Below are 22695 nucleotides of genomic sequence, written 5' to 3'. Positions count from 1 at the left end.
CTCCGGTCCTCAGCCGAGGAGCCGCTCAGCTCCCTTGCCGGACTCTTCGACCGGCGGCAGGGACAGCTGCGAGCGGTCGGACGGGTTGAGCCCGAACCGGCCGCCGAGGGTGACGATGAGCGTCGCGGATTCTCGGGCGACCTGCCACGCGGGGTTCTTGCGCAGGTCGTAGATGCAGGTGCCGTCGTGGGTTTCGCGGACCAGCGTCGTGATGCTGGTGCCGTTCTGCTCGACGTCGCGGGTGGCGTCCTGGTTGACGACGACCATGGTGCAGAACGTCGCGAAGCTGTCGACGTCCCAGGCGGTGAGGACTCCCTTGCGGATGAGGTCGGGGGCGAGCCGGTCCCAGATCTCTTGAGCTCGGTGGTCGAGCTCCCGCGGTGGCACGACGGTTGCGGTGTCCGGGACGGGCTCGTTCTGGTTGATCCTGCTCGGTTTGGTGCCGTGGAGGATTTTCAGCGCGGTCGGCGCCGGGGGCTTCCCTCGCGCTCCCATGATCACCTCCGCTATCGCATGCCCAGCGGGTTCCGGCCGCCGTGCTCAGGAACGTTGGCCTCGGTCCGAGACTGGATTTGGAAGTCGACCGGCGCGGGCAAGTTCGCGGACTTGGCCACGAAGTCGCCGAGTGCGATGTTCAGCAGCAGGTGGACTTCGTCGTTCAGCACGAGCTGGTCGAACACCTCGTCGTCGAGGATCAGCCGCACGTCGATGTCCCGGTAGTCCGGCCGGGTCAGCGCCGAGCCGACGAGGTACGGCGGCCTGCCGAATGCGGCGGTGATCGGCCGGCATGCCCAGTCCAGGCGGCGAAGATCGGGCGGGCTCAGGTAGGTCGACCGCGAGCCCATCAGCGGCCAGCCTCTTCGTCGTCCTGGAACGCCGCGGCGTTCATCACGGCGTGAGCCAGCCTGATCGTGTTCTCGATCGGCAGGCCGAGCAGCGACGGGCGCGACGTCACGCACATCTCGATGCCAGCTCGGAGGATGTCTCCGACCGGGCCGCGCAGGTCCGGCGGCTGGATCACGCCGAGGTTGGTGAGCGCGCCGGACAGCAGCACGGAGACAGCGCGCGGACTGTGGTGGTCGATCTCCATCTTGATCACCGCCGTCCGAAAACTCGAAAAGTCGTCCGCCCGTACGTGTGCCTTGCCCGGGGCGAATGGGCGCGTCGGTGGGGGGAGGGGGCACCCCCTGGGTCTGCTTGCTGATCATCTTTATACATTTGTTCATCCATTGTGGATGATCATCATTGGTGATCAACTAACGATGATCGCGTTGCCCTTGTGCCCTGCCTGCTGCTGCCTGCCCTGACCTGGTGCTCACTGTGCCTGCGTCGCGCTTGCTGCAGCTGGTCAGCGTGCTGCCTTGCGGCTGTTGCAGGGGCGACAGAGGACCGAGAGGGGGCCGCGGGGGTGGCCACCCTTGGCGATGGGTGTCACGTGGTCTGCGGTGAGGTCGCTGCTCGCGTGGGCTGGGACGCGGTAGCCGGGGCACCAGTCGCCGTGTTCGGCTCGGTGGGCTGCGACTGTTCGGCGTCGGCGGTTGATCTCGGTCCAGTCGCGTGTGCGTTTGGTGGGTGTGGTGCGTGCGCGGTGGCGGTTGGCCATGGCGCTGTGTCGGGGGCAGGGGCCGCGGTGGTCGACGGGGGTGGGGCAGCCGGGTTTGCTGCACGTGATGACCGGCATGGCGGTCAGGTCGTGTCGTTCGAGCTCAGGATCTCGAAGACGTGGAAGACGGCGTGCTGCCCGGGTAGGAGGGCGCTGCCGAGGTGGTGGTGCGGGCGGTCGTCGAGGGGATGCCCGGTGCCTGCGATGCGGAAGGTGCGGGGGGTGTCTGGCTGGCTGCTGTCGACGCGTGCCCAGACGTCGATGTCGGGGAGCTGGGACCACGGGCGGTGGGCGACGTGAAGAACCTCGGCGCCTGCGGGCATCGGGACGGTCTGCTCGTCGACGACCTTGAGGCGGTAGCGGTGGATCGTGGTGGCCACGGTGCGCCTCCCGTGGATGTGCGAAGACCCCGGCCGGGTGGGCTCGGGGTCTGGGTGATGGATCAGGTTTCGGACCCACTGATCGACATCTTGGCAACATAGTGCGTTCGCCCAGGTCGGTTGTCAAGTTGGGCGTGGGGCTGGCGTGGCGGATGTGACGGAGCCGACGGGGCCTCGCGTGTGTGCGCGCGTGCGCGACCCCCCAAAGAAACCACCTACGAGACGTAAGAGATCCACTTCCCTAGCCATAACCATGACAGGGTTCGCGAAGGGTATCGAGAGGGTATGGATTTCGGAGGGTTCTCGAAGGGTATGCGTAGGGTCTCGGAAGGGTATGCGACTACAAGATCTTGTGGTTGGCAAAGGGTTCCGGAACCGTTCAGGAAGGGTCTCGCAGGTACGATCCGGCGATGCTGACGCCGCCTCCCACCTTCACCGGAACCGACATGCCGCTCGCCGCGACCGTGTTCGGAATCGACGCCGATGTCTTCGCCGGCTGGGGCCAGTGGGCAGGCGCGATCGGGTCTATCGCCGCGGTGATCGTCGCCCTATCGATCGCGATGCGAGATGGACGGCTTCGCGACCGTGAGCGCCGGGACCAGGAGTCAGCTCAGGCCCGGCTGGTCACGGTCGGCCGCGACCTGATCAAGACGGTCAGCACCCGGCTGACACGGGCGGGGGCACAGAAGGTCGAGAGCAACGTCCCGGGGATCGTGATTGAGAACCACAGCGCCTTCCCCGTGTCGGCGGTGTCCTTGGTCTCAGTGGTCCCGTCAAAGCTGAACGGGACGGCCGAGCCCGGGTTCGTGATCACGATCGGAATCGACGAGTTCGACAGCAAACGTCCGCTGTACGTGTCCGATGTGCTGGGTCCCGGCGATCGGGTCGAGCTGCAGACGTTGATCACACCCGCACCTGGGCAAGACCGCGAGGCATTGCCCGAAGGAACGCTCATCACGATCGAGTTCACGGACGCGGTCGGCCTCCGCTGGCGACGGGTCGGCGTTGGCAATCCAGACAGGCAGCTTGACGACGCGATCGCCAGGTCCCGACGCCGACTGCAACGTCCTCGCTCGGCCGAACGCACGAACGGTTCCTAGAACGCGGGCTGGCCGTCTTCGGTGTCGTAGTAAGGTCCGGCGGTCGAGCGCCCGTCGGGCAGGAGCGCGGGCTGGCCGAGGCCGTCGCAGCGCCAGATCTCCTCCGTGATGATCCACTGGTCGCGGTCGTGCTCGGCAAAGTAGGCCTCGGCGTCCAGCGGGTGGCGCCAGCCGCGGACTTCGCGGGTGAGCGTGTGGACTGCTCGAATGGGCATAGCGGGTCTCCAGCGTGGGGGCGGCGCTGGCCGGGCTTCCGGGGAAACGGCGTGCCCGGCCAGCCGCTGGAGTCGAACACGCGTGCTAGCAGGGTGTCAACAGTCGCAGTTTCTGGCCATCCTGAAAGGCGCCTCAATCACGATGCGACCTCCGGCGGGCGCTCCCCGACCCGCCGCCACCTCGTGCCGCCGAGGTCATTGAACTCGATCTCGATCTCGACGTGGCCACTGGACATGATCGAGAGTGGGGCTTTCGCAGGTATCACCCACAGCCCCCACTGCTTTCCAGGCAGGAGAACGTCGGTCCGCTCGACGAAGCGTGAGCACTCGACTGGGCCATAGGTGTCTGAGTGGACCTTCACGAATTCAACGTTCAGGATGGGTTCGGTTGAGTGATTGTCGACAACGACCCGCGCGCGACCTTCGGTTGTTGTGCCGCCATACGCCCCCGAGACGTAGTAGGTCTGGATAGCCAACCGCTCGGCTTCCCTGGCATTTTCGCGACGCGCCTCGCCCTTGGCGATGTCCAGCGCCGCCCACGCCGCGAAGAACGCGCCGAGTCCGCCGACCCATTGACCGAGCCCGGCCCAGTCGGTCGCTCCGAGCAGGAAACGGAACGAAACGACGATCAGGATGGTCGATGCCGCGACGAGCAGGATCGGCCATTGCTTGGCCCACTTGAGCAGCCACATCTGCAGCCGTCTCGGGTTAGCCACGTTCGGTTTCCTCCTTGAGGAATTGTGCGCGTCCGGCCAGGTACTGGTGTGCCTCGACGGTGTCGTGGTCGGCGTCGAGGTTAAGGACGCGGTAGTCGATCTGGGGCGAGCTGACATTCGGCTTGTACTCGACGATCTCGAACACGCCGGCCACCTCTGGCAGCCGGTAGCGCGCGCCGATCCGGTAGAGCGAGTGTCGATGGACGGGCCGACAACGTTTTATTTCGGCATGTTCGACGGCGTCTCGCCATTGCCAGTCCGCCGTGCGCACCGTGTATCGGTCGCCGTCCAACTGCTCGGCGACGATCAGTTCGACGCCGGCGTCGTCGAGGTAGCGGTAGCCGAGCGGGTACCGCTCAGCCACCGTCGCCGACCTCGCCGTCCTTGAGTAGGTGGGTGTTCTCGCGGATGTAGTCCTTGAGGCTGTCGCGCAGGATCTCGGACAGGTTGTCGCCGCGGGCGTCGGCGATGCGTTGGGCTTGGTCGAGCATCGAGGGCCGGACGCGGAACTTGAACGGCTCCATCTTCTCTGCAGGCATCCGCGAAGTGTACCCCCATATTGGCCCACATTTGTCCCCTCTTCCCTCTTGCATCGTGGCCACGCATGGGGGTACATTTGTACCCACAGGCAGCGAGCAACGGAGGACACGATGACCGAGCAGACCACCACCACCCCGGAGATCACCCCCGCCGCACTCGCCGACATGCGCGACGTGCTGGAGCGCGACCTCGGCTACGTCGGCGCCGAGCGAGCCCCGGAGGCCAACGTCATCGCCAAGATCGCCACGACGTTCGGCAGCGTCCAGAAGTTCCTCGACCACTACGGCCACTGACCGACCCGCCCCCGGCTCGGGGGCACCACCTCGCGCAGTTCCATCGCCGCCCGACCGTCCACGCCAGACAGGAGATGGGCGGCCGGGCCCTTCCCGCCTCCACACCAGACAGGAGCACCGAGATGCTTGGCACCGAGCCCACCGACCTGACCGAGCCGGTCACCGGCGAGCAGTACATGGACATCCTGCTCGCCCGCCAGGCAGCCTGGATCGCGCGCTATGACGGCAACCGCAGCTTCCCGCCGCTGCTGGAGTGGTTCATCCGCGATGGCGACGAAGCGTTCGTGGTCCTGCCAGCCGCCGCGCCAACGCCCAAGCGGCCGCGCACGCCACGCCTCTACCGCTCGGCCGCGTCGCTGCGAGAGGAACGCGCGCAGGTGCAGGCCCGGCTCGACGTGTTCAACGACGACGGCCCCGCAGATCGGGCCATGGCCAACCTGTCGCCGAACTCGCGCTCGCGCGCCGCTCGCAACGCTGGACGCCGCCGGTTCGAGCAGATGGACCGCGACCTACAGCGCTACGCCGCGCTCACCGAGCGTCTGAACCGGCTCGATGGCCGTATCGCGCTCGCCGACGCCCGAGAGGCCAAGGCGGCTACCCGCGACCGACCGCAGCACTGAACAACAGCCTCCCGCCCGCCGGGTGTGACGCCGGGGATCGAATCCCCCGGGAGGCACTTCACCGTCCACACGCGACGCCGTCGCCACCTGTCCCGAATCTGAAATGATCGCTGACCAGATTGGAGATCGAGATGACCCTGTCCACCTCACTGACCAACCTCTCCGACGCCGAGCTGCGCGAGCGGCTCGACGACGCGCTGCTGAACCTCGACGCCCCGGTCGACGCGCCCGACAACGACGGCGTCGACGTCGAGGTGCGCGACCTGATGGGTGAGACGCAGCGCCGCGCACTCCTCGACCACGCCGCGCGCACCCCGGCGCTCAAGCCCTGGCCCGCCGTCGGCCGCGGCTCGACCCTCTAAGCCGCGCCGACCGACTCGTGAACCCGCTCCAAGGCCTTCCCCGCCGGTACCGCACCTGCTTCGAGTGGCCGCACCTGCCAACCGATGTGCAGCGCCGCGCCCGGCTCCACGAGCGGGAAGCGGTGCTCCTGGCCCGCCAGATGGCCCGCATGGATGACACCGGCCGCACCGCGTGGGTACTGGACGTCGATCCGGTCACCGGCACCGAGACCGAACTTCTCCGCTACACGCCCGAAAACCCGCCACCCGACACCGACGACGATCTCAACTAGAAAGGAACCCCGCATGATCACTGTGGAACCCATCCCCGGCCTCACCCTCGACGAGACGATGTACGAACTGGCCGCCGCCGGCGTCGCCGAGCACACGCCGCACGTCGGCCAGCTCACCTGGGAACGCTTCACCGACCCGGCCCACTGGCTCCACATCCCCGACCTCGACGGCGAGATCTCGAAGTCCGAGCTCACGCTGCTGAACGGCGTCGAGGCCACAGTGAAGCTGAACATCTGGTTCAGGCCGGACGTGCGCGGCGGCGAAGACCAGCAGATCCCGCACAACCACCGCTGGTCGCAGTTCCGCGGTCACCTGCTGCGTGGCGCGTACGCCGAGGCCCGCTACGAGCGCACGAACGTCGATCCGGAGACCGGCCGCGCCGAAGTTCTGATCACGCCGCGTGTCGTCCACGAGAGCCCCGGCGTGAACGCCGTTGACCACGAGACGTACCACGAGGTTCTCGACGTGCTGGTGCCCGCGACGATGAGCCTGATGGACTGCGACCGCGGCGAGTTGGGCAACTGGGGCCACCTGGACCTCGCGACCGGCAAGCAGTTCCGCGACCAGCCGGTGCCGACTTTCGAGGCGATGTTCGCGGCACTCAACCCGCATCGAGCCCCCCGCTGACGATAGCTCCCATTCGCCAGAACCCACACCAGAAGGAGAATCACTGTGCCCGACGTGCCCCCTGCCGAGCCGTGCGAATTCGAGGCAGGACAACGTATCGCGTTCACGTTCAGCGACAACGTCTACAACGTCACCGAGGTGGTCGACCACCAGGTGACATACCGCGCGGCTGCCGACGAAGAGGACTGCACGACGTCGCCGTGCCACGAGCTCAAGCCGCACGTCGAGATCCTGACCGGAAAGGGCTGACCTCATGCCGTCACGTAGCGAAAAGCGGGCCGAGGAAATGGCCCAGCAGAAACGCGACAACGAGGAAGAGGTGGTGCGTGCGGCGGGCAACTCCGACCCGAACGACCAGAGCCCTGCGGCGCAGCACCTTCGCGAGACCGCCGACGACATCCGCGACCAGTGGTCCAGCGGCAGCTAGCCGCGCCGACTCAATAGGAAGATCGGCTAGGCAGCAAGCGGCCCCCGGCCTGAGCCGGGGGCCGTTCGTCGTCGAGCTACTGCCGCGCCGCGGCTTCGCGGTTCTGCTCGAAGCGGTCGAGCGCGTCGCCCACCGCGATCGGGTCGCGCCTGTCGACGCCGGCCGTGGCGCGGGCGACGTCGGCCTGGGTCAAGGTGGGTCCGTAGACGACGGTGATTTCAGGGTCCGCCTTGTACAACATGTTGATCATCCTTCCGTTAGTCCCCCTCACCTCCTAGCTCGTTAAGGAAGGCATGTGGACAGGATGATCAGCATTAGGTCGACGGTAGCCACGTCGAGCGACGCTTTAGCCTGGTCATGATCTCACTCGGGCGGCGAATTCGGCGGCTTGGCTGCCGGGGAACGGCGCGTGGGACGGCTCCCCCGGTATGGCCGTCCTGTGCGCGTGCGGCAGACAACGATTGGTGCCGTTCGCTGCGTCGAGGATGCAGCCGCTGACGTTGCACCGCCGGTACGACGTCAACCCGGATCGTCCGACTGGAGCTTCGCCACTGCTTCGCCACTGTCCACAGTGGATGGCGAAGTACGTGGCGAAGCTACATCGCACCGCGTGCACTCGCACTCGGCTCGCTTCCACGCGTTGTGGTAGTCGCTGCCCGCCTGTCCAGGCTCGTTGGAGCCAGTGCAGGAGTTACCGTGGAACCGGGCGTGCGGGCAGCGCTTGTTGCCGCACGTCTCGCACACGACCATGTAGCTCTCCATGTCACCCCAGGTCGGCGACACACAGGCAAAGCAGGGGCAAACGGGACTCGGCTTCGCCTCACCCGGCGTGGGCTGGTCGTCTTGCCACCACCGGTCGGCGGCCGTGCCTTCGCCCGGATGTTCGCGTTCGGAGATCTTCTCGATGGCGTCCGCCCACAGGTTTTTCTGTTCGGTGGTCAGCTGCTTGGTGACGTAGCGCCACTTCACATACAGCCACAGGTAGGCGAGCAACTCCTCATGCTGGTCGACACGGGCCTTCAGCTCGTCCCGCTCGGCTTCGGCCTGGCGGCGAGCCTGGTGCGGGGTAAGCCCGTTCTCCCGCTGCACGGTGAAGATGAACCGCTCGGTCTCGCCCGCAGCCTTCACCTCCATCGAAACCGGTGTCTCGCTGTAGTTCGGGGCTTCACCGAGCATGTGCCGAGCGGCACGTACCCAGGCGACGACGAGCTCGTGCGGTGGCACCATCTCCAGGTTCATTGCGCCGCCGTCGGCAAACATCGCCTTCAGCTGCGCGGTGTCGGCGAAGGCGTTAGCCGCCTGCTCTCGAAGCGTTTGCAGATCGGTCGCGACCTCACGAGCGTGGATGCTGATAGCTCGGCCGTCCGGCGTACCAAGGCTTTGCCGGATTCGGGCAAGCACCCAGTCATGGTCGCGGGACTCTTGCTCCAGCAAACCCTTCAGCTTCTCCACTTCGACGCTCTGCTCGACGTCGACCAGCAGCCCGTCGCGCGCAAGCGCATCCACTAGATCAGCTGCGTCTGCGTCCAAGCCAGCGTTGAACGGGTCGTTCCCCAGTGTCTCGACGACAACGCGCCTGGCCTTCTCGATCAGTTCTTCCTGTGTCTGGGTCATGCAGCACTCGTCTTCTCTGCTTCTTCAAGCGCACGCGTTACCACGGCATCACCCAGGCGCGCCTCTGCCCACTCCTCCAACTCGGTCGGCACCGCAGCGAGAAGAGCGCCGAGGACGTCGTACGGAACGAGGGCGTTCTTGGTGCGGCCGGAGCGGACACGCCAGCGTCCCATGTAGACCGTGAACGCATGTTTGCACGCCGGGCACGGCTTCTCGCTGCGTTTGTAGTGTGCCTGGTAGCCGCCGTAGGTACCGCACCTCGAATCGATCGACGTAGGCGTCTCAGGCACGGATCGCGTCCTCCTCGAATCGGACGATGATCTCCCCGTCGCCGGGGATCAGACGGATCAGGTCGTCGGCTGCTTCCTCGCAATTCTTGAGCTTCCTCGACGCGACGAGTTCCTGGTGCGCAGCGCTGATCGCCTTGGTCAGCTCGACCCAGCACGCGCCTTTCGGCCACGGCGCGGGCACGACGAACTCGACCGCATACGTCGTGACTTCTCTACGTTCGTAGGTGGCCATCACCTGCCCTCTCGTTCAGCGCGAGCGCGGTCCACAATGGCCTGCCACTCCTCGGCGCTCGGCCGGAAGGTCTCGACGAATACAGCGCCGACCACCGCGCCGCCGACACCATGGCTCTGCTGGACCATGTGTTCGTCCACTCGAATCGCCGAGCCGTATTTGGAGACGATGAAGGTGCCGATGGGCACGGTTTCGCCGGGGAAGAACACGCGTGGCGGAGTGAGCAGTTTGGCCAGCGGGATGACGGGCTCCAACCCGCAACCCGATTCGTGCGGGAAATCGCCGCCGCTGCCACAAGTGCACTTGTCCACCCACTCGGCAAGCATGTCGCCAACGATCTCGAACCTCTGCGTTGTCACAGTCCGTCTCCTTCGCGCACGACGCTCAACCCTTTAGCTGGCTGAGCGTTCGAGGCACACCGATGCCCGTCTGGCCGGTGCCGAACGGCAAGGTAGATCTGCCCGACCGTTTCGCCGTTCATGGTGGCCCGCCACGTCTTGGTGTCGGGGCCTTCTGTTGGTCGGCATGTCGCTTCAACTGGGACGTGGCGAGGCGCGCCACAGCGAGGGCAAGCAAGAATGGCGTGGCCGATTTCGACGTACTCGCCTCGGGGTTCAGCCATCGCGGGTGGGCTCCTCAAACGAGCAACGCCACAGCCCGTCTGGGCGCAACAAGTCGGCGATCTGGCTGATGTTCACCAGCGCGTAGCGATCATGGCCCTGGATCGCCTCGCAACGCGCTTTCACGCGGTCGAACGCAGCCAGCTTCTGCTCGTAGTCCTTGCAGGACGTTGGCCGCCACCCGGCAGCCAGCAGCCCATCGGCGGCCGCCCTAGCCTCCGTGAGCCCATGCCCGGTATCGCATCTACCAGCCACGGCCTGGTACTGGTCGTTGATCAGAACGGCCAGTTCATCGCGGATCTGCTCGCCGCTTGTCATGACACCCCCTGATTCGTCGATCGTGCTAAGCCATTCCCTGCCTCGCGCGCGTCGGACAGCCGGGCCTCAGCCGGGTCGAAGTCGTCCAGCGCCAACCCGACCATCCACCGGCGCGGCACGTGCCACAGCTCCAGCATCACCGGGTCGACCGGCCACCGCGGGTTCTTCGTCTTCCCGTTCACCTTCGCCACATGGTGTTTCACGATGCCTCCTGAGTGCGGGCGGATTCCGCCCTGATCTGGTTGAGCAGGTCGATCACGTCGCCGACGCGGTACGTCGGGTCGCTCTGCTGGCCGCGCTGGCGGTACCCGTGCGGCAGGATCCGGCCGCGCGCCGCATAGCCGCGGACCATCGCCGCCGTCAGCGGCTGGTCCAGGTAGGTCGGCAGCGCGCGGGACATTTCCGTCGCCGTCTGCAGCTGGTCCTCGACCTCGTGCAGCAGCCACTGCCGGCGGTCCGCCATGCTCCATTCCATGCCGCACGTCGGGCAGACGACGGTCGCTCGGTCCGGGATGCCATAGAGGTCTTCCGGGCACAGGACTTCCTCTTCGGACTCGGGCTCGTCGGGCTGCGCGAGGCTCGCGGCCATGCACGGGCCGAGGTAGACGCGCTCCTGCGGGCCGAAGACGACCCGCCGCGCGCGACGAATGACCGCGGTGAGCTCGTCCCACAGCTCGAACGCGGCGCGATGCGACTGCACCCAGCTGGGGTGCCGGATAATCCAGCGGGACAGCGGCACGGGGTGCATCGCGATGTCGAGCGGGTCGACGTGTGTGTCCCACGTCCCGGGGCACGTCGGCAGCCGGTGCTCCTGCTTGCCGTCGCGGCACTCGGCCGCGCACACCTGGCACACCGTCCAGCGGACGGCGTGGTGCTCCCACAGGTCCCGCACCCACGACGAGAGCAGGTCACGCAGCTGCTCGAAGGTGTCGGACGCGCCGAGGTGCAGCGGCAGCGCGGTCTCGGGGTTGCCGGTGACGAACCCGATGCCCCCGCTGGTGATCTTGGCTTGGCGGGTGAAGGTGACGTCGAGCTGCTCGCACAGCCACTTCACGTCGCCGAGCTCCCGCTCGAGCAGCGTCCAGCACGCGCCGCACAGCTCGGTCTCGGATGGCTGGCCGCACGCGGTCGCACACATGTTGGTCATCGGCGTGCCTTTCCGTCGAGTCGCTTGGGGACGCGCATCTTCTGCGCGGGCCCGGTGTTTCGGTTGCGGCGCGCACCGAGCGCAGCCTGCATTCGCCGAGCGCGCGAATCCGGCTCGGGGTCGCGCTGGGACTGAGCCAGCTCGTCGAGGATGACGAATCTCGGGGTGCTGCCTTGGCGTCGAGAAGACATCGGCGGGCGAAGCGCTTGGCCAAACTGGAGCACTGCCAGGCTCGCCGCCTCGACCGCGTGCTGGAGCACCGACACGTCGACACGCATGATGATCTGCGCGTAGGCCTGATACCTCCGCCTGACGCGGATCAGGAACAGCTCGGTCGGGCTGTACTCAGGAAGAGGATCGCCACGCTGCGCCATCCACAGCTGTTGATGGTCCTGTGAACAAAAGTCGACCGACGCGCTGTCGGCGGCGAGCGCCTCACGGCACCAGCCGCATTTCGGGTCGGTGAGCGCGTCAATTCGGTCGAGCAGTTCGTCCATCGAGGGGCTCCTTCCGGTCGATGGTGGTCCACAGAGCAGGTTTCGCGTCGCGGTGGTTGACGCGCACGATCAGGCCGTAGTGCTCGAGGTCGCGAATCGTGCGGTACACCGTCGACCAGGTCGGGCATTGCGAGTAGCCGTGCCCGGGGAACTGGGCGCCGTCCATGGCGTCGTGTGTCGTGAATGGACGCTTCTGCGCCTCGACCCACTCGACGGTGGCCTCGATGCCGAGGATCGTCTTCTCGCGCGGGGTGTCGCTGATGTACCGGCTCACGCGACCTCACCGAGGTCGATCGTGCAGGCGCACACAATCCGGCCGTCGACGAGCCGGAGGTAGAACCATCCGTGCACCCGGCACGGCGGCGGAATGAGGCCCGGTCCGGGTTTGTGACGGATGATGTGCCGCCCCGAGTAGTACCTGGAGATCGGCGGCGCGGTCACGTCCTCGCCGCACACCAGGCACGGGAACGACCTCGTCGGCCGCATCCACGCCGGGTTCTGCACGCCGGTCGCCGGGCAGATCCGCGGCGGCAGCGACGACCGCGGCGTGAAGACGAGTGTGCCGTCCTGCTGGGCTTGAAACCGACCCTCGCAGGTGCCACAGACGTCATCGCCGACAGGGGTCTCCTCGACACCAAGGCAGTCCGACGCATCCGCCCCGCACCAGTACCTGATTGCGACCCGATCTTTGGCGAAGCGCCAACCTGACCGCGGTCGGTGCCACCGGTTCGCATCGCGTGAGCGAACGTAGCTGGGGGCAGTGTCGAGTGGCTCCGGCGCGAAGGTGATGCCCCGGACGTAGCAGGGCAGCAGCTGAACGGTCACACAACACCTCGCTGCGGGTTCATGCGGCGAACTCGGTTCGGTGAAGGCTGGCGCGCATCCTCGTGCCGATCCACTCACCAACCGACGGGCTGACGGCGTTGCCGAATCCGTCCGTCTGGTCGCGGGCGCTGCCCCACACGATGAACGTGCCCGGGTGGTCCAGGAAGGGAACGTCGAAACCGCATCCGCGGCCGATCTCGTACTCCCGCATCATCCGGAAGTGGAGATCGTCCAGGCTCAAATCCGCGAGAGCAGCGCGCCAATCAGCGGCGACCAGTGCGGTGGTATCCCTGGCGGTCAGGGTGCCCAGCGGATCTATGAGCGGGTGGGCGGCGGTGGCGTCCGCGCTGGTGCCGTTCTGCTTGATCCAAGCCGCCGAAAGCAGGCCGGGGATCTGGTCCGAGGTGACGGTCGGCATCGGCTCGCCGTGCAACGTCGGGATGGTGTGCTTGCGGTATGGCAGCACGCCGGCGGACACGAGGCTGAGCGTTTCGGAACCGAGCTGGGTCGGCAGTGGCTCGCCGAGGCCGCGCGGTGCTCCCTGGTAGTTGTTCACCGCCGCGAATAGGACCGCCTTCTCGTGCGTCGACGTGACGGTGTCCATCGGCAGCGAGAGGTGCTTCCCGTCGCCGTTGTGCCGATGCGCCGCGAACACCTGGCCTGTGGACAGTATCGCCGTTTCTTGCTGGCTGGTCTGCGTTGCCAGCGGCTGCCACGGGTGACGCTCCGAGCCGTGCACGGCCTTCGCTGGCATCAGGATCGCTGGGAACTCGGCGAACCGCTTCCTGCAACGCTCGGCGCGCGCCATCGTCGGCGCCGAGAGTGGCTTCTTGCGGTCACCGATCCGCGTGCCGAGATTGGTCAGGTCGAGCGCATGCAGACTCGGCGTCATCGGCGGCACGACTTCGCGGCGGCACTGCGGGCAGGTGTAGAAGTACTGCTTGCCGTAGCGCACGGACCCAGTCGGCGGGACGCCGGTCTTCCACGACCACACGGCTTCCACGGTCGTATCGCAGTTGTGGCACCAGGATTCCGGCCGGTGCTCCAGGTCTGGATCCGGGAGGCTGCGGTCCCAGAAGGCGCCGTAGTAGCGATCTCGGGACTGCGGGACGCCGAAGAACTGCGAGTTCAGGTACAGGACCTTGTGCTTGTAGTTGAGGTCCTCGAACTTCTTGATCCACCAACGGTAGGTCGAACCGTCGCCGACCGACGGCTTGTTCGGAAGCGCGGGCCCCCACGACGTGAGCTCGGTGGTGCACTCGACGATGATCAAACGAGGGTGGTGCTCGGCCGCGTAGTGGAGCACGCAGTTCGCCGTAGCCCGGTCACGTTCGCTGCGCGTGACCCGCGCCTCGAATTCGGGATCGTCCATGTTGAACAGATTCATGCGCTGCTCGTAGGCTTTTTCGGTGTTGGCCTGCGAATGGTTCTTGCAGCTGACGCCTGCCGCGAGAAGATCAGCGGGCGGGAGGTCGCGAGCTGAGTGGTAGTCCGCGGCCTCCGGGTCAACGAGATCGGCGATCCAGTGTTCGGCGTGAGGATGGTTCGCTTCGTGCACCTCGACCTTGTAGCGCTTGTGGTTCGCCGCCATGATCGTCGTAAACCCGGCCTGCTCGATACCGCGGGTAAGTCCGCCGAACCCGCTGAAGAGATCGACGGCAACGTGGTCGTCGTGCTTGAAGCGACGGCGGCGCTTGGCTGGCCGGTGCGTGGCGGTGCGGCTCATCAGATCGTTCCCCCTTTCCCGAAGTTCGGCAGGACACGGGTGCCGTCGGCGCGGCCCCACAGGTGCAGGGCGCGTTCGTGGATGTTGATGTGGTCGTCCGGTGGCACGAAGCACTGGTAGGCGTTTCCGTCCGGCCAGACGGCGCTGTGCAGCAGCTTCAGGTCCTCGTAGGACGGCACGCCGTTGGCGCGAGACATGGACGCGTGGATCCAGTCGATGCCGTCGGGCTCGGTCCAGCCCGTGACGACGATGTGGCCGCTGTCGTCGCGCGCCTTGAATGCGAACCCTTCGGGGCCATACACAATGGGCGCCGACCAGGCGCTCGGCCCGAGCCGCTTACGGATCTGCAGGCCGTTGACGAATTCAGGCACGGGTCACCTCGATTTCGATCCACAGGCGACGTTCCCCCGTGCCTTCGTGGATGATCGGCATGTTCTTGGTCATGTACTTCGGGGTGTCGTCGGGCACGAGCTCGAGCCCGACCCAGTCCCGGCGCGGGCCGCGCGCGAGGGCGTCGCACGCGGCCTTCAGCGTCGGCACGAGGTTGTCGGCGTCGCGGCGCCGGTTGTCGCCCGGCCGGTAGTGCAGCGTCACCGTCATGTGCTGGCACACCGGGACTCCGGCCTTCCGCGCTTCGTCGCGCACGCCGATCCGGATCGCCGCGGTCCGCTGCGCGCGTTGCGTGTAGTGCAGGCGTTGGTTGGCGGTCAGCGGCGGCTCCAGCGGGCCGCCAGAGCGGCGGCGCATCATCGGCACGTCGACCTCGTAGCGGGCGCTCATGCGTCGTCCCGGCAGCACGGCCCGGCGTACCCGACGCTGTCGGGCAGGCGCGCGATCAGGACGCCGGCGGGGTACGGCTCGTCGCACACGGCACAGGTTCCGGGGAACTGCGCGGTGAAGATCCGGTGCCTGCCGTCGACCTTGACGGGCGGCCGGTCGCCGCCGGGTCGGCAGTGCGAGCACGAGTCCTTCGGGAGGTCGCTGAGGGCGCAGCGCTCGACCTCGACGACCGGCTGCTCGGCGGCGCGCGCCTTCGCGGCGGCCTGGGCGATCTGGATGCGGTCGGCCGCGGTGAGCGGAAGCGGCTTCCCGCTGATCCACTCACGGCCCCGGGTCCGGTTGAAGGCGTCGAGCGCGGCGTCGTCGAACTGGTCGGTCAAGATGCCCTCCTGTTCAGGCTGTCCATGGTTTTCCAGGTGGGGCACGGGGCTTCCGGCCAGTACGGGATGAAATCGCCGTCGCCGTTCCAGTCCTCGATCCGGGCGCAGCCGCGGCATTCGAGACGGCCACCGTCCTCGACGGGGACGTGTTCCTCCAGGAGCTGCTTCACCTCGGCGGTCTGGGCGTCGGCGACGAGCTCGGCGTGCCGGGCGAGCACCTCGGCGCGCGCGGCAGCCTCCCTCTCTTGCCGTTCAGCGGCGCGCGTCTTCACTCTCTCGGCCGCGTCGGCCGACAAGGAACTCGACGGAATTTCGGCCACGCCCGGGAGGTACAGCTCCTTGGCGTTGACGGGCTCGCCTACGAGCCGCATCTTCGGTAGCCCTGGCGGGACGTCGGTCACGCTGAACCCGACGGCCGCGAGCTTCGCGAACATGCGGTTAGCGGCCTCCTGCATCGGCATCATGGCCGCCGCAGCGAATCCGGCCGGCGGCGTTTTGACCCCGTCAGCAGACAGCGGATACGGCCCGCTGCGGCCAGGCGGAACGTCGGTGTCGTCGGCGGGCCACAGTTCGGTGTCGGTGACGTACTCGCATCCGTTGTGGTGCCAGGCTCCGGCGTGCGCGAGGCATCCGACACCGTGGTCGGTGCACACCGGGCAGATGATGCGGTCGACGTGCTCGCCGCCGGGGATCGTTGCGAAGCGGTCGGTCGCCGCGCGCTCGTGGCCGCCAAAGGGCACGTTGCACGATGGGCAGGGGCGCCAAAAAGAGCCGAGCACGACGGCTTGGAGGTGCGCGATCCAGCGCGGCAGCGGCTTGGTCATCATGCTGCACCGCCGAAGGTTCGAATGGTGCGGTCGAGGTCCGCCAGGACGCGCTTGAGCGTGTCGAGGTCAACTCTCGCTTCGAACTCGAGCTTGTCCTTGATCGCTCGGGCCGCACCGATGTCTTTCAGCACGGCGACGACGTCGTCCACCTCGATGGGGTGCTTCCAGTCGCCGAGCTGGACGTCAACGGAACCGCTGGCGTGGCTGTGTTGAACACCGAGCGCAGCGACGATCCGCTGAAGCACCAACTGATCGGGCGTCGGACCGCGTCGCTCAGACACAGGAACCTGCAGACGAAGTTCGGCTACCTGCTGCTGCCATTTCTCAGCCTCGCTCATGGCGGAGCGCATCTTGATCTCGGCGGTGTTGACCCGCCAGTGCAGCCACGTAGCGATGGTGCGGAGCGCCGGGCCCTGGTCGGTGGGATCCAGCTTGGGAGCCTTGACCGCGACGGTCATCGACCGCGTTCGGCGGCCGGACGGCGGCAGCAGCACACCCCAGGTTCCGGGGAGGTCCAGACCCTCGACGAGGTCGAGCGACGGGATCACGAGGTACCAGAAGTTGCAGTACTTCATCCACGCGTCGGCCTTGGTGGGGTCCGACAGCTCGGCGAGTACGTCGGCACGGGACACCTTGATCTCGTGCCCGACGAGCGCATGCCCGGAAGTCGAGGTGACGCCCTGCCAGATGAGGTCGGCGCGCCGGGTCGACTTCGGCGCCTGGATCTCGGCCGCGAAGATTCCGCCGGGCGGCTTGGACTCGGGTAGGTAGTGCCTGCGGAGCATCGCAAGCATGTCGTGAGCGGCGGTCACAGCACACCGCCGGCGGGTTCCGCGTCGACGATGCGCGGCTTGGCCGGGAGCAGCGACCGCTTGGTGACGCCGTACGCGGCCAGCAGCGGCTCGGCGGCGGACCAGGCCCAGTCGGGCACCCCTTCGGCGCGCGCTCGGGTCCGGGTCCACTGGCCGAACTCGATGTGCCGGTATTCGGCGAGGGAGAACTGGAACGCGACGGTCCGGCGCACGCAGTTGACGAGCAGGACGCGGTCGGCGGCGTCGGGTCCGCCGACGATGACAGGCGCGTGGACGCGGTAGGCGGTGCCGTCGCCGGGCAGCCAATCGACCCAGCATTCCTTCGCGGCACGCGCGGTGATGTCGGCATCTCTAGAGCTCATGTTCAGCGTCTCCGCTTCAGATGTCGTAGGGCCCGTGCAGCTGGGCACGCAGCCGGGATGGGGCGAGGTGGGGTTTGCAGATCAGGCAGGGGCGCATCGGGTCGGCATCGCGGTCGAGCCACCCGTCGTCGCAGTCGTGTTCGTCCGGCTCGACCAGCTCGCCGGTGCGGTCCTTGCGGGGGCGTTCGTCGTCGCTCATGACGTCCTCCGAACGATCTTCGGTCTCGTCTTGTGGTCACAGACCGCGCGGTCGTCATAGCCGTCCTCGTCGCACCGGTCGCACGCGTCGATCGCCGCTCTCTTCTCCGCAGCACGAGTCCGCGCCTCGGAGGACGTCTTGGTATTCGCGTCGCTCTGGCGCTGCGTGTCCCATTCCTCGGCGGTACGTCGAGCCGCAGCGCATGCGCGGCACGGCTTCGACGTGGACTTCGCCTGGTGCATCGGGCATCGCGACGGCGGCCGCTCCGCCGTACCCTTCTCGGACGGTTCGGGAACGGTCTTCGAACCCTTCGCCGACGGCTGCGTCCGCCGCTTCCCCATGCCGTCGAGCTCGTCGGCAGTCGCGTGCGCCTCGTCCGAGTCCAGCTTCCGCAGCTCTTCGGCGAGCTCGTGCCGCAACCTCTTCGACTGGACCAGCTTCGATGCCTTCAGCGCGTTCTTCAGCACGAACGGCATCCGGTCGACCTTGTCGTTGCGGATCAGAGTCCGCACGAGAACCTCTTCGGTGTCCTCGTCAACGAACACGAACCGATGCTCGTCCAATTCGGACAGAGCAGCGTCGAGCTTGTCGACGGGCCACTCAAGCTTCTTGCACCACAACGATTTTCGAAGGGCACCGACGCCGCACTGCGTGACCGACGGCTCGGTAAGAACCGCCGCGTACGCCAGCTTCGCCTGATCCGAGCGGCCTTTGAGGCCTTCCCAGATGTCGAAGCCGAGACGTGCTTCGCTGCGTGGCATCAGGCAACGTGTCCTTCCAGAGCAGGGTGCGCCGCAAGGTCGAGCTCGGCTCGGATGCGACCGGTGGTGAAGGTGGACATTCGGGTATGCGTGGCGATCTCGACGTCCGTCCAACCGATGGCCCAGAGCTCGCGCACGAGCTTGGCGCGGTCGGCAGTGTCGAGGACCTCAGCGGGGAGCTCGCCGCGACGGCATGCGCGGACGAGGCGAGCACGGGCTATCGGGGCGGTGTCGGGTCGGTCCAGCGACTGGGTGATCTGTAGTGCCACGGGGAACCTCCCTTGGTAGGTGGGGCCGGGCGGGGACTCAGGGGGTGGCTGGGGTGAGCCCGCCCCCGCCCGGCCATGTGGTGCCGTCGGCCTCTATCCAGGCGCGGACTCCGACGGCACAGGGTCCTTCTTGACGTGCTCCGACACTCCACCGGCGATGTGCGGGCACATGCCGGCGAGTGCCCAGCACCACGAGCAGTAGGGGCCGCTGCCGTCCTCCACGAGGAACACGAGGCGGGCATCGCTTCCGCCGACGCGCTCCAACTCGTTGACCACGTAGTCAGCGATCTGCTCGGCACGCGCACCGCCGACCTCAAGGTCCTTGCCGACCTGGTGCACGAACTCGCGCGACGCGACCTTCTCGGGCCGGAGCAAGGCTCGAAATGCGACGGACTTGGGCGCGGTCATGGCGTCGAGCCCGCCGTCAGGTCTGGGTCGTCGGCGCGCAGCTGGTTGTCAGGGTCGTCGGCGGGCTCGGCGGCTTCCTTCGCGGCCTTGCCTGCCCGCGCGAGCTTTTCGGCGAGGTCGGGGCGGGTGCTGCCGTAGAGCCCCTTCGCCTCCTCGTAGAGCGCGCGGACCTTCTCGACGTCGCCTCCTGCCTCAGCGATGCGAGCGTCCCAGTCGATTTCGTCCCCACGCTTGGCCGCGCGGTCCTTGTTCGTCTCGACGAGCGGCTCCACGACGAACATCGCGCTCTTCCCGCGAGACACCAGCAGCGGCACCTGTTTCCGCCGCTCCAGATGGCTCAGGTGGGAAATCCGCGTCCCGCCGATCTCTTGGCCGCCGAAACGAACCGTGGGGTCGCAGTACAGAGTGAGGCGGCGGCCGACGTACGTTGCCGCGTCGGGCCCCCAGCACGCCACGAGTACGCGGCGCATCGACTTCCCGGGCCGCCACGTGCGCGGGAACTCGACGAGGTCGATGTTCACGGGCTGCTCGGCGTTGCCCGCGCTGACCTTCTTGATCGTGAAGGTGCGCGGCCCGGCAAGGAGATCGACCGCGTCGAGCTGGTCGCTGTTCGGGGCGATGGTGTCGGAGATATCCATCAGATCCTCATCTCCATGTGGATGATCCGCTCAGTCGCGGGCAGGCCTTCGGTCTTGGTCGCGTACTCCGCGACCATCTCCGCTGCCGTCTCCTCGAACTGCTCGACCGCGGCGACGATCGCCTCTTGCCATTCCGGGTTCGGGCGCAATCGCTTGTGCCACATCGCCATGCCGCCGGAGTAGCTGATGAAGTCCAGCCATTCGCGGCCGGACACGAGCAGCCCTGCCTGGCACTGCGCCATGTACTCGGCGGGAACCTCACCGGAGAGGACCGTTCCCAGGTGCAGCTTGGCGCGCCGCGATTTCACCTCGATCAGCCCGTCGTCGCCGACGAGACCGTCCGGCGAATAGCCGAGCTGCCAGCTGTCTTCCTTGCGCAGGAGGAAACCGACCTCGCGCACGGGCCGCTGATAGAACTCGGCGTACAGGTCGCGCGCTCGTAGCTCGTCGTCGATGCCGCGCAGCATGTCGTCGCCGATGTAGGTCGGTTCGGTGTAGCCGGTGATGCGCTCGGCGACGAGCTGCGCGACGATGCTCCGGCTCTTGTCGTTGGACGCGATCTTCAGCGTCTTCGGCGTAACGAGCTGGCCGACGACGGACGCGGTGACGAGCCCGCGGCGCTGGTCGAGCCACTCGTCGGAGCCCTGGATCACGTCCGGAAACTCGGTGAGGGGCATCAGATCTCCCACGTTCGAGGCGCGTCGGTGTCCTTCAGGAACTCGGAGATCTGCTTCAGCCGCTTGCTGTGCGGACCGATCACGGCGAACCACAGGCCGAACTCGACGACAAGCAGCGCCGTGCACGCGGCGACCGCGTACGGCCATGCCATGCCGGCGGAGAAAGCTGGATAGCCGATCGCGTTCACGGGCACGGTTGCGAACTTGGTCAGAATCCGGGACCGACGACTCGCGGGTTCTGCGGTACGTCGCTTCCGACGCCATACCCGCAGGGGCCGCACCAGCATCGTCGCGACCAGAACCACGGCCGCGCCGAACTGAACCCAGCCGTCCAGCAGACACACGCCGATGACGGCGAGGACGACCACCGCCAGCTCGGCGAGGGCGGTGAGCGCGGCGACCAGAAGAGTCGACAGGGCGCGCTTGACGACGTAGCCGAGCATGGCGGTGCCGACGGCTTCCTCGGCGTGTTCGAAGGCATCCATCACGCCACCGCCAAGACATCGACGCTCGGCCCGTCGACGCTGCTGCCAGTGGGCTGGTCCGGGCTGATGATGGACTTGAACCGAACGCTCAGGCCCGAACCGCCGCCCCACCCAACGATCGTGTTAGGCGCGAGGTCGAACCGCAGAGCCATGCCCGGATTCGCCGATCCGCAGTCTCTGACGATGAAGCGGTGCTGCACGAACCGCCAGCCGTTCCCGACGAACAGACCGGCGAGTGGCTGCCCGCAGTAGTCGCACCCGATGGGGATGGTCCGCTCGTCGGGGTGCCACAGCGGGATGTACAGGACGCGGGCGGTCATGACTTCCTTCCAAGGTTTTCTTCGGCGCGTTCGCGGTCATCGGCCATGCGGCCGAGGTCGCCGTCGCCGAGCCATTCGCCGAACTGGTCGTCGCTGCCCGGCCGATCGGCCGGCGGCTGGTCGTCGAGGAACCACGGCTGGAGCAGTCCGAGCCGGTCGGCGAGCAGAAGCCCGCCGACCCCGGCGCCGAGGATCGCGACGGTGGTAATCGCGGTGGCAGTGATGCTCACGCGTTCACCGCCGGGTACTCGTCGTGCAGACAGCCGTCGAGCTCGCAGCCAGCCGCGCTCTTGCCCCACTTCCGCATCGGTGCCTGGTGCTCGTCGAGCGGGTCGACGCGTTCGGAGCTCCACGGTTTCGCGGGCGGCTGGTAGAGGTCGTGTCCGTACTCGTGAGCCCACGAGGCGTAGACGTGTGTCGCGCCGCGCGCCTCGGAGTCAGCCTTCGCTGCGGCGAGCTCCTCCTCGGTGCCCTGCCAGCCGACGGCCGGATCGCACACGCGGACAGTCCACGGCGCCGGGCCCCATTCACCCCACTGCTTGAAGAAGAACGGCACGCCCGCGCTGGCGCACTGGTCTCGAACGGACCGGGCCCAGTTCGGGTGCATCGGGCGGGCGCGGTGACCGGACTCGCCGCCGACGACCACCCAGTCGAGTCCACCGACGGTCGCGGACCCGCGCGGTGCATCGAGAAGGTCCGCCTCCCAATCGGCGATCTTTTCGGGGATGTACCGACGAATATCGATCGGTCCGAGCAGGGGTTCGGCCGAGATCCAGCGCACGGCGGCCGGGGTTTCGAGCAACGCCGGGATGCGGATGTCCGCCCACCTCTGGTCCTCAGTGGATACTCCGAGCCACACGTTCGGCAGCGGCCAGGACGGCAACGGCCTGCTCCTTCCCGGGATCACGCTCTCGCGGAGGAACACCGAGCTCCGCCAGGCGGCGTCGTTCAGCAGCGACCGCATCCGAGCGTGCCGCTTGGTCAGCAGCTGGAACGTGTGCTGCGGGCAGGAAGCCATCACCGCGAACACCTTCGCAATGAACTCGTCCGGCACTTGGTCGTGGAACAGGTCGCTCATCGAGTTGACGAACACCTTGCGCGGACGCTTCCACCCCAATGGCTTGTCCAAACGGGACGGCTTCAGCTGCACCGTCGCGAACGAACCCTTGCCGTTGAACCGCTCGTGCATGACCTCCGCATAGCAGTGATCGCAACCAGCCGAGACCTTCGTGCAGCCCGTCACCGGGTTCCACGTCTCGTCGGTCCACTCGATCTTCGTCGCCATCAGACAAGGCCTTTCTGGACGCGGCGCAGCCGCTCGACGACGCCCTTTGCCACCCCGGGCCCCAGCT

44 protein-coding genes are annotated in these 22695 nt (G+C 67.2%); 9 read left to right on the top strand and 35 right to left on the bottom strand.

Annotated features, from left to right (window positions below; genetic code table 11):
• Positions 1-9: 9 nt before the first annotated feature.
• From ACFV15_RS23885 to ACFV15_RS23870, 4 genes are all read right to left on the bottom strand, one after another.
• Positions 10-495 carry a phage terminase small subunit P27 family gene (locus ACFV15_RS23885; protein ID WP_378352789.1) on the bottom strand — a complete coding sequence of 162 codons (486 nt, stop codon included), beginning with the start codon at positions 493-495 and terminating at the stop codon, positions 10-12.
• 11 nt (positions 496-506) lie between these two features.
• Positions 507-845: a hypothetical protein gene (locus tag ACFV15_RS23880; RefSeq protein WP_378352788.1), complete on the bottom strand. Its 339-nt coding sequence runs from the start codon at positions 843-845 to the stop codon at positions 507-509.
• Positions 845-1090, bottom strand: a complete 246-nt coding sequence (locus ACFV15_RS23875) for a hypothetical protein (protein WP_378352787.1) — start codon at positions 1088-1090, stop codon at positions 845-847. The genes ACFV15_RS23880 and ACFV15_RS23875 overlap by 1 nt, the downstream gene beginning before the upstream one ends.
• A gap of 596 nt (positions 1091-1686) precedes the next feature.
• Positions 1687-1983: a hypothetical protein gene (locus tag ACFV15_RS23870; RefSeq protein ID WP_378352786.1), complete on the bottom strand. Its 297-nt coding sequence runs from the start codon at positions 1981-1983 to the stop codon at positions 1687-1689.
• Positions 1984-2393: 410 nt separating this feature from the next.
• Between ACFV15_RS23870 and ACFV15_RS23865 the strand changes: the two genes are divergently transcribed.
• Positions 2394-3083, top strand: coding sequence for a hypothetical protein (locus tag ACFV15_RS23865; RefSeq protein ID WP_378352785.1), 690 nt, complete (start codon positions 2394-2396; stop codon positions 3081-3083).
• Here ACFV15_RS23865 and ACFV15_RS23860 read toward each other — a convergent pair.
• From ACFV15_RS23860 to ACFV15_RS23845, 4 genes are all read right to left on the bottom strand, one after another.
• Positions 3080-3298, bottom strand: a complete 219-nt coding sequence (locus ACFV15_RS23860; RefSeq protein WP_378352784.1) for a hypothetical protein — start codon at positions 3296-3298, stop codon at positions 3080-3082. The genes ACFV15_RS23865 and ACFV15_RS23860 overlap by 4 nt on opposite strands.
• A 137-nt stretch (positions 3299-3435) precedes the next feature.
• The gene (locus tag ACFV15_RS23855; protein ID WP_378352783.1) at positions 3436-3990 is read right to left on the bottom strand and encodes a hypothetical protein; all 555 of its coding nucleotides are present in this window, start codon (positions 3988-3990) and stop codon (positions 3436-3438) included.
• 16 nt (positions 3991-4006) lie between these two features.
• Positions 4007-4378 carry a hypothetical protein gene (locus tag ACFV15_RS23850; protein ID WP_378352782.1) on the bottom strand — a complete coding sequence of 124 codons (372 nt, stop codon included), beginning with the start codon at positions 4376-4378 and terminating at the stop codon, positions 4007-4009.
• Positions 4371-4553: a hypothetical protein gene (locus ACFV15_RS23845; protein ID WP_378352781.1), complete on the bottom strand. Its 183-nt coding sequence runs from the start codon at positions 4551-4553 to the stop codon at positions 4371-4373. The genes ACFV15_RS23850 and ACFV15_RS23845 overlap by 8 nt, the downstream gene beginning before the upstream one ends.
• A gap of 111 nt (positions 4554-4664) precedes the next feature.
• On the opposite strand from ACFV15_RS23845, the gene ACFV15_RS23840 reads away from it, so the two are divergent.
• From ACFV15_RS23840 to ACFV15_RS23810, 7 genes are all read left to right on the top strand, one after another.
• The gene (locus tag ACFV15_RS23840; RefSeq protein ID WP_378352780.1) at positions 4665-4847 is read left to right on the top strand and encodes a hypothetical protein; all 183 of its coding nucleotides are present in this window, start codon (positions 4665-4667) and stop codon (positions 4845-4847) included.
• Positions 4848-4969: 122 nt separating this feature from the next.
• Positions 4970-5467, top strand: a complete 498-nt coding sequence (locus tag ACFV15_RS23835; RefSeq protein ID WP_378352779.1) for a hypothetical protein — start codon at positions 4970-4972, stop codon at positions 5465-5467.
• Positions 5468-5598: 131 nt separating this feature from the next.
• Positions 5599-5829 (top strand): hypothetical protein, encoded by a 231-nt coding sequence (locus ACFV15_RS23830; protein ID WP_378352778.1) that lies wholly within the window; start codon positions 5599-5601, stop codon positions 5827-5829.
• Between the two features lie 17 nt (positions 5830-5846).
• A complete protein-coding gene (locus ACFV15_RS23825) occupies positions 5847-6101 on the top strand; it encodes a hypothetical protein (protein WP_378352777.1) in 255 nt (84 codons plus the stop codon).
• A gap of 13 nt (positions 6102-6114) precedes the next feature.
• Positions 6115-6729 (top strand): hypothetical protein, encoded by a 615-nt coding sequence (locus ACFV15_RS23820; RefSeq protein WP_378352776.1) that lies wholly within the window; start codon positions 6115-6117, stop codon positions 6727-6729.
• A gap of 45 nt (positions 6730-6774) precedes the next feature.
• Positions 6775-6978: a hypothetical protein gene (locus ACFV15_RS23815; protein ID WP_378352775.1), complete on the top strand. Its 204-nt coding sequence runs from the start codon at positions 6775-6777 to the stop codon at positions 6976-6978.
• Between the two features lie 4 nt (positions 6979-6982).
• Complete coding sequence (locus ACFV15_RS23810; protein WP_378352774.1) at positions 6983-7156, top strand: hypothetical protein; 174 nt, start codon at positions 6983-6985, stop codon at positions 7154-7156.
• A gap of 76 nt (positions 7157-7232) precedes the next feature.
• Here the strand turns inward: ACFV15_RS23810 and ACFV15_RS23805 are convergent, their stop codons facing one another.
• The 20 genes from ACFV15_RS23805 to ACFV15_RS23710 all read right to left on the bottom strand — a co-directional run bounded on the left by ACFV15_RS23805 (position 7233) and on the right by ACFV15_RS23710 (position 18546).
• Positions 7233-7397, bottom strand: a complete 165-nt coding sequence (locus ACFV15_RS23805; RefSeq protein WP_378352773.1) for a hypothetical protein — start codon at positions 7395-7397, stop codon at positions 7233-7235.
• A 278-nt stretch (positions 7398-7675) separates the two neighbouring features.
• Positions 7676-8686 (bottom strand): hypothetical protein, encoded by a 1011-nt coding sequence (locus tag ACFV15_RS23800; RefSeq protein ID WP_378352772.1) that lies wholly within the window; start codon positions 8684-8686, stop codon positions 7676-7678.
• An 80-nt stretch (positions 8687-8766) separates the two neighbouring features.
• Positions 8767-9060: a hypothetical protein gene (locus tag ACFV15_RS23795; protein WP_378352771.1), complete on the bottom strand. Its 294-nt coding sequence runs from the start codon at positions 9058-9060 to the stop codon at positions 8767-8769.
• Complete coding sequence (locus ACFV15_RS23790) at positions 9053-9292, bottom strand: hypothetical protein (protein WP_378352770.1); 240 nt, start codon at positions 9290-9292, stop codon at positions 9053-9055. Before ACFV15_RS23790 ends, ACFV15_RS23795 begins: the two co-directional genes overlap by 8 nt.
• Positions 9292-9651, bottom strand: a complete 360-nt coding sequence (locus tag ACFV15_RS23785) for a hypothetical protein (RefSeq protein WP_378352769.1) — start codon at positions 9649-9651, stop codon at positions 9292-9294. The genes ACFV15_RS23790 and ACFV15_RS23785 overlap by 1 nt, the downstream gene beginning before the upstream one ends.
• Before the next feature lie 255 nt (positions 9652-9906).
• Positions 9907-10230, bottom strand: coding sequence for a hypothetical protein (locus tag ACFV15_RS23780; protein ID WP_378352768.1), 324 nt, complete (start codon positions 10228-10230; stop codon positions 9907-9909).
• Positions 10227-10433 (bottom strand): hypothetical protein, encoded by a 207-nt coding sequence (locus tag ACFV15_RS23775; RefSeq protein ID WP_378352767.1) that lies wholly within the window; start codon positions 10431-10433, stop codon positions 10227-10229. The genes ACFV15_RS23780 and ACFV15_RS23775 overlap by 4 nt, the downstream gene beginning before the upstream one ends.
• On the bottom strand, positions 10430-11377 hold the full coding sequence (locus ACFV15_RS23770; protein WP_378352766.1) for a hypothetical protein: 948 nt from the start codon (positions 11375-11377) through the stop codon (positions 10430-10432). Before ACFV15_RS23770 ends, ACFV15_RS23775 begins: the two co-directional genes overlap by 4 nt.
• Positions 11374-11874, bottom strand: coding sequence for a hypothetical protein (locus tag ACFV15_RS23765; RefSeq protein ID WP_378352765.1), 501 nt, complete (start codon positions 11872-11874; stop codon positions 11374-11376). The genes ACFV15_RS23770 and ACFV15_RS23765 overlap by 4 nt, the downstream gene beginning before the upstream one ends.
• Positions 11849-12148, bottom strand: a complete 300-nt coding sequence (locus tag ACFV15_RS23760) for a hypothetical protein (RefSeq protein ID WP_378352764.1) — start codon at positions 12146-12148, stop codon at positions 11849-11851. Before ACFV15_RS23760 ends, ACFV15_RS23765 begins: the two co-directional genes overlap by 26 nt.
• Positions 12145-12699 (bottom strand): hypothetical protein, encoded by a 555-nt coding sequence (locus ACFV15_RS23755; protein WP_378352763.1) that lies wholly within the window; start codon positions 12697-12699, stop codon positions 12145-12147. Before ACFV15_RS23755 ends, ACFV15_RS23760 begins: the two co-directional genes overlap by 4 nt.
• Before the next feature lie 19 nt (positions 12700-12718).
• Positions 12719-14425, bottom strand: coding sequence for a DNA cytosine methyltransferase (locus ACFV15_RS23750; RefSeq protein WP_378352762.1), 1707 nt, complete (start codon positions 14423-14425; stop codon positions 12719-12721).
• Positions 14425-14796: a hypothetical protein gene (locus ACFV15_RS23745; RefSeq protein ID WP_378352761.1), complete on the bottom strand. Its 372-nt coding sequence runs from the start codon at positions 14794-14796 to the stop codon at positions 14425-14427. The genes ACFV15_RS23750 and ACFV15_RS23745 overlap by 1 nt, the downstream gene beginning before the upstream one ends.
• Positions 14789-15205 carry a hypothetical protein gene (locus tag ACFV15_RS23740; protein WP_378352760.1) on the bottom strand — a complete coding sequence of 139 codons (417 nt, stop codon included), beginning with the start codon at positions 15203-15205 and terminating at the stop codon, positions 14789-14791. Before ACFV15_RS23740 ends, ACFV15_RS23745 begins: the two co-directional genes overlap by 8 nt.
• Entirely contained in the window at positions 15202-15585 is a 384-nt protein-coding gene (locus tag ACFV15_RS23735) for a hypothetical protein (protein WP_378352759.1), read from the bottom strand. Before ACFV15_RS23735 ends, ACFV15_RS23740 begins: the two co-directional genes overlap by 4 nt.
• A complete protein-coding gene (locus ACFV15_RS23730; RefSeq protein WP_378352758.1) occupies positions 15582-16409 on the bottom strand; it encodes a hypothetical protein in 828 nt (275 codons plus the stop codon). Before ACFV15_RS23730 ends, ACFV15_RS23735 begins: the two co-directional genes overlap by 4 nt.
• Positions 16409-17206 (bottom strand): hypothetical protein, encoded by a 798-nt coding sequence (locus ACFV15_RS23725; protein ID WP_378352757.1) that lies wholly within the window; start codon positions 17204-17206, stop codon positions 16409-16411. The genes ACFV15_RS23730 and ACFV15_RS23725 overlap by 1 nt, the downstream gene beginning before the upstream one ends.
• Before the next feature lie 14 nt (positions 17207-17220).
• A complete protein-coding gene (locus tag ACFV15_RS23720; RefSeq protein ID WP_378352756.1) occupies positions 17221-17586 on the bottom strand; it encodes a hypothetical protein in 366 nt (121 codons plus the stop codon).
• Positions 17587-17602: 16 nt separating this feature from the next.
• On the bottom strand, positions 17603-17785 hold the full coding sequence (locus ACFV15_RS23715; RefSeq protein ID WP_378352755.1) for a hypothetical protein: 183 nt from the start codon (positions 17783-17785) through the stop codon (positions 17603-17605).
• Positions 17782-18546: a hypothetical protein gene (locus ACFV15_RS23710; protein ID WP_378352754.1), complete on the bottom strand. Its 765-nt coding sequence runs from the start codon at positions 18544-18546 to the stop codon at positions 17782-17784. Before ACFV15_RS23710 ends, ACFV15_RS23715 begins: the two co-directional genes overlap by 4 nt.
• Between ACFV15_RS23710 and ACFV15_RS23705 the strand changes: the two genes are divergently transcribed.
• Positions 18540-18809 (top strand): hypothetical protein, encoded by a 270-nt coding sequence (locus tag ACFV15_RS23705; RefSeq protein ID WP_378352753.1) that lies wholly within the window; start codon positions 18540-18542, stop codon positions 18807-18809. The genes ACFV15_RS23710 and ACFV15_RS23705 overlap by 7 nt on opposite strands.
• 99 nt (positions 18810-18908) lie before the next feature.
• On the opposite strand, the gene ACFV15_RS23700 is transcribed toward ACFV15_RS23705, so the two are convergent.
• Genes ACFV15_RS23700 through ACFV15_RS23670 form a run of 7 tightly spaced genes read right to left on the bottom strand, consistent with a single transcriptional unit; the run spans position 18909 to position 22628 of the window.
• Positions 18909-19223, bottom strand: coding sequence for a hypothetical protein (locus ACFV15_RS23700; RefSeq protein ID WP_378352752.1), 315 nt, complete (start codon positions 19221-19223; stop codon positions 18909-18911).
• Entirely contained in the window at positions 19220-19861 is a 642-nt protein-coding gene (locus tag ACFV15_RS23695) for a hypothetical protein (protein WP_378352751.1), read from the bottom strand. The genes ACFV15_RS23700 and ACFV15_RS23695 overlap by 4 nt, the downstream gene beginning before the upstream one ends.
• Positions 19861-20538: a lambda exonuclease family protein gene (locus ACFV15_RS23690; RefSeq protein ID WP_378352750.1), complete on the bottom strand. Its 678-nt coding sequence runs from the start codon at positions 20536-20538 to the stop codon at positions 19861-19863. The genes ACFV15_RS23695 and ACFV15_RS23690 overlap by 1 nt, the downstream gene beginning before the upstream one ends.
• Positions 20538-21023 carry a hypothetical protein gene (locus ACFV15_RS23685; protein ID WP_378352749.1) on the bottom strand — a complete coding sequence of 162 codons (486 nt, stop codon included), beginning with the start codon at positions 21021-21023 and terminating at the stop codon, positions 20538-20540. The genes ACFV15_RS23690 and ACFV15_RS23685 overlap by 1 nt, the downstream gene beginning before the upstream one ends.
• Positions 21023-21343 carry a hypothetical protein gene (locus ACFV15_RS23680; protein ID WP_378352748.1) on the bottom strand — a complete coding sequence of 107 codons (321 nt, stop codon included), beginning with the start codon at positions 21341-21343 and terminating at the stop codon, positions 21023-21025. Before ACFV15_RS23680 ends, ACFV15_RS23685 begins: the two co-directional genes overlap by 1 nt.
• Positions 21340-21573 carry a hypothetical protein gene (locus tag ACFV15_RS23675; protein ID WP_378352747.1) on the bottom strand — a complete coding sequence of 78 codons (234 nt, stop codon included), beginning with the start codon at positions 21571-21573 and terminating at the stop codon, positions 21340-21342. Before ACFV15_RS23675 ends, ACFV15_RS23680 begins: the two co-directional genes overlap by 4 nt.
• Complete coding sequence (locus ACFV15_RS23670; RefSeq protein WP_378352746.1) at positions 21570-22628, bottom strand: DUF5131 family protein; 1059 nt, start codon at positions 22626-22628, stop codon at positions 21570-21572. The genes ACFV15_RS23675 and ACFV15_RS23670 overlap by 4 nt, the downstream gene beginning before the upstream one ends.
• Positions 22629-22695: the final 67 nt, after the last annotated feature.

Origin of the sequence: Amycolatopsis sp. NPDC059657, assembly GCF_042734395.1 — a bacterium.
Classification (GTDB): Bacteria; Actinomycetota; Actinomycetes; order Mycobacteriales; family Pseudonocardiaceae; genus Amycolatopsis.
This window is presented reverse-complemented; position numbering and strand designations above follow the sequence as displayed.